General features: G+C 53.4%; 2 protein-coding genes. Both read right to left on the bottom strand.

The genetic code is table 11. From position 1 onward, the window contains the following. Nucleotides 1-12: 12 nt before the first annotated feature. A complete protein-coding gene (locus tag EI185_RS18400) occupies nt 13-1,698 on the bottom strand; it encodes a methyl-accepting chemotaxis protein (RefSeq protein ID WP_124706410.1) in 1,686 nt (561 codons plus the stop codon). A gap of 365 nt (nt 1,699-2,063) precedes the next feature. After that, nucleotides 2,064-3,773: a methyl-accepting chemotaxis protein gene (locus tag EI185_RS17370; RefSeq protein ID WP_124706409.1), complete on the bottom strand. Its 1,710-nt coding sequence runs from the start codon at nt 3,771-3,773 to the stop codon at nt 2,064-2,066. Nucleotides 3,774-4,127 lie beyond the last annotated feature (354 nt).

Below are 4,127 nucleotides of genomic sequence, written 5' to 3'. Positions count from 1 at the left end.
CGGCTTCGAGATTCAGAACTCTTCCCACTCATCACTGCTGCTCCCGCCACCGGCAGCCAGCTTCTTCGGCTTGGTCGCTGCTCTGGCCGGCGCTGCCTTGGGCTTGGATTTGACCTGGTCGTGCAATACCGGGATGTCTCTCGGTTCATGACGCGCTTGCTGGCTTCCCTCACCCAGATTGAACACGCTCACCGCCTGCGCCAGTTTGCCCGCCTGGTCTTGCAGGCTTTCGGCTGCAGCCGCAGCCTGTTCCACTAACGCGGCGTTCTGCTGGGTGGCTTCGTCCATCTGGCCTACGGCCTGGTTGACTTGTTCGATGCCGGAGCTCTGTTCCTGGCTGGCCGCGGCGATCTCGCTCATGATGTCGGTGACGCGTTTGACCGAGTTGACGATCTCTTCCATGGTCTTGCCGGCTTCGTCTACCAGTTTGCCGCCTACGTCGACTTTGTCGACGGAGTCTTCGATCAATGATTTGATTTCCTTGGCAGCACCGGCACTGCGTTGTGCCAGGTTGCGTACTTCGGCGGCCACCACGGCAAAGCCGCGTCCCTGTTCGCCGGCGCGTGCAGCTTCGACTGCTGCGTTCAGGGCCAGGATGTTGGTCTGGAAGGCGATGCCGTCGATCACGCTGATGATGTCGGCGATCTTGCGCGAGCTGTCTTTGATGGAGGTCATGGTGTCAACCACTTGGCCTACTACTTTGCCGCCCTTGACTGCGACATCGGAGGCCGACACCACCAGTTGGTTGGCCTGACGCGCGTTCTCGGCGTTCTGTTTGACGGTGCTGGTGAGTTCTTCCATGGAGCTGGCGGTCTCTTCCAGGGAACTGGCCTGCGATTCGGTACGCGCTGACAGGTCCGCGTTGCCAGAGGCGATCTGGCGTGAGGCAACAGCAATGGTCTCGGTGGACTGGCGGATGTCGCCGATGGTCAGGGTCAAATGCTCGCGCATCGCGTTCATGGTAAACAGCAGGCTGCTGCTGTCGCCTCTTGCCAAGGTGATTTTCCTGGAAAAATCACCCATCGAGATCGCTTGTGCCACCTCGACCGCATAGACGGGTTCACCACCTAATAGCTGCATGATGTGACGGATCAGCCAGTATACGATCGCTGCGCCCACGAGCACGGCTACGAACATCAGCCCCAGGGTGATCATCAGCATACGGTGACTAAAGGCGGTCATCTCCGCCTTGGTTTCTTCTACGGCTACGTTCTTGATTTTGATGTAGTCTTGCAAGCGCTCCCGCATCTTGCGCCAGACAGGGGTTTCTTCCTTGCTGACCGATTCGATGGCGGCGGCCGTATTAGTCCCCGCAAGCGACATAATTTTGGCCTGGATCGGTATCTGCTGCTCGCGCAAGGCGGCAATATCTTCCAGCGCTTTCAGGTCTTCAGGGCTGGATTTCGCCAGCAACAATGCCTGCTGATTAGTGACCTTGAAATCATTGCCTGCCTCATAAAATTGTTTGGTTGCGGGTTTGTTACTTGGATCCATCACGACATTGCGCATTGCCTGGCCAATTTGCAGGCCATGGGCATACATGCTGGTTGCCGCTCGCGCGAGCGCAAGATCATGCCCCAGAAAACTATCAAACCTGCTCTTGGTGCTCTGCATTCCTGTCAATGCCACACCAATCGCCACGCTGAACAGCAGGAACACCAAACCCATACTCACAATGATCTTGGTTTTTAACTTCATATTCATGTATGAAAATCCCGTATTAATCCAAATTTAATTTACCGTTACCGGGATTCATGATCGTGGCGCACACGGCCTGATCCAATTTCCGATACCGCCCCACTTATCCGCATGGCTTACTTTTTTATCGACATCCGGAAGAGGGAACTTGAGGAGAAAACGGGAATATTGTGTGGACGTATGCAAACAGAGCGGCGCCAACCAAACCGATGCGCATCGTTCATTAATCCGCAGCGTTTCACGCAGATTAATGAACCATCAGGGTGGGTCATGGAAGTCTGAAAGCGGCGCAAAAAAATCCGACGCCGCTTGATATGCCAACTCTTATTGCGGGAATAGCCTGAGTTGGGCGTCGGTCAACTTGCTCAAAATTCTTCCCAGTCTCCACCTCCGCCACCAGCAGCCAGTTTCTTGGGTTTCGATCCCAGTCTGGTGGGCACCTCCTTCAGTTTTTGGCGTTCCCGGTTGCGCGTGACTGCAATATCGTTGTCCGAATCTCTTATAGCCTGTCCGTCTTCACTCAGCTTGAAAATACTGACCACTTGTGCCAGTTTGCCGGCCTGATCCTGCAGGGATTCAGAGGCCGCCGCAGCCTCTTCCACCAGAGCAGCGTTTTGCTGGGTGACTTCGTCCATTTGGCTCACGGCCTGGTTGACTTGCTCGATGCCGGAGCTTTGTTCCTTGCTTGCATTGGCAATGCCGCTCATGATTTCCGTCACCAATTCCACCGAGGTGACAATATCGTCCATGGTCTCGCCGGCTTCGTCCACCAGCTTGCTGCCCATATCCACTTTTTCCACAGAGTCGCCAATCAATATCTTGATTTCCTTGGCGGCTCCGGCAGAACGTTGCGCAAGGTTCCGGACTTCTGCTGCAACCACGGCAAAACCGCGGCCCTGTTCGCCGGCGCGCGCAGCTTCAACTGCTGCGTTCAGGGCCAGGATGTTGGTCTGGAAGGCAATGCCGTCAATCACACCAATGATGTCGGATATCTTGCGGGAACTGGCCTTGATGGAAGCCATGGTGTGGACTACTTGACCGACAACATGGCCGCCCTTGACTGCAAATTCGGATGTGGACATCACCAGCTGATTGGCATGGCGTGCATGTTCGGCATTTTGTTTTACCGTGCTGGTCAGCTCTTCCATGGAACTGGCCGTCTCTTCAAGAGAACTGGCCTGCTCTTCGGTGCGCGACGACAGGTCGAGGTTGCCGGCGGCGATCTGGCTGGTGGCGGTCGCGATGGTGTCGGTGCCGCTGCGCACCTGACTGACGATCTTCGACAAACCGTCGTTCATCTCTTTGAGTGCTTGCAGCAGTTGACCCGTTTCATCCTTTGAAGTCACTTCGATGCGGCTGGTTAAATCGCCACCTGCCACCGTTTGGGCAATCTCCACCGCTCGATTGATCGGGTGGGTGATTGAACGCGTGATCAGCCAGGCAACTAATGCTCCTAGAAGCAGGGCAAAAGCTGTTAAACCCAACATTACCCTATGGATACTATTAAAGGATTGTTCGGCGTCTTTACGCGTTTGCTCATTCAGTTGTTTCTTAATATCCAATAACTTTTCAACCTCGGCCAGCCAATTTCTCGTGGCCGGCTCCGCTTGCGTCATAAGCAGAGTGAGCGCTTCAGGTTTTTTCCCCTGTGTTGCCAATGCAATAACCTGATCAATCAGCGGAATTGCCGCTTCTTGCGATTCCTTAATTTTAAACACCTGCGCCTTCTCAACCTCAGGAGTGCCCGGCAACTCGTTGAACATCTTCTCCAGTTTGGCTTCAGCCTCTGCAGATTGAGCACGCGCCACTTCGATTTTGCTGCGTTCCTTATCAAGATCAGCCAGATCAGTAAACAGCACAATGTTGCGGGTATAGCTCGAGACATCACGCACTTTGCTGCCCACAGTATTTGCCAGTGCTAACTCGCGGTTATTAACGTTGACAATACCATCCAGATTCCCCTGGATTTTATCCATCTCCGTGATGCTTTCATCTGCGATGAAAAACAAAAGCAGCAGTATCAAGCCAAACCCAATACCCAAACGCAAGCCGATTTTAAGATTTTCCAGTAACATTTTAATGCCCTCATTTATTAATAAAAAATTCAGAATCAAACTTTCCAAATGGGAGCGTAAAAATGCTACTACCGTGATTCACCCTCCCTTTGGCAACCCAAAGACAAGCTTCCTATCGATACAAGCTTCCAGAAAAACTCTGCTTTTTTTCCCAAAAACCTCGCCTTTTTTCAATCCGCAACAATCCAAAATATTGAATTTTGGCCTAATACTCAGCCCATCCTCACGTTGACTAGCTTGTATTCACAGACAAAACAGGGCGGCTTCGAGATTCAGAACTCTTCCCACTCATCACTGCTGCTCCCGCCACCGGCAGCCAGCTTCTTCGGCTTGGTCGCTGCTCTGGCCGGCGCT

Origin of the sequence: Sulfuriferula multivorans, assembly GCF_003851125.1 — a bacterium.
GTDB lineage: Bacteria > Pseudomonadota > Gammaproteobacteria > Burkholderiales > Sulfuriferulaceae > Sulfuriferula > Sulfuriferula multivorans.
Note: the sequence above shows the minus strand (reverse complement) of the source record. Positions and strands in the feature narration are given on the sequence as shown.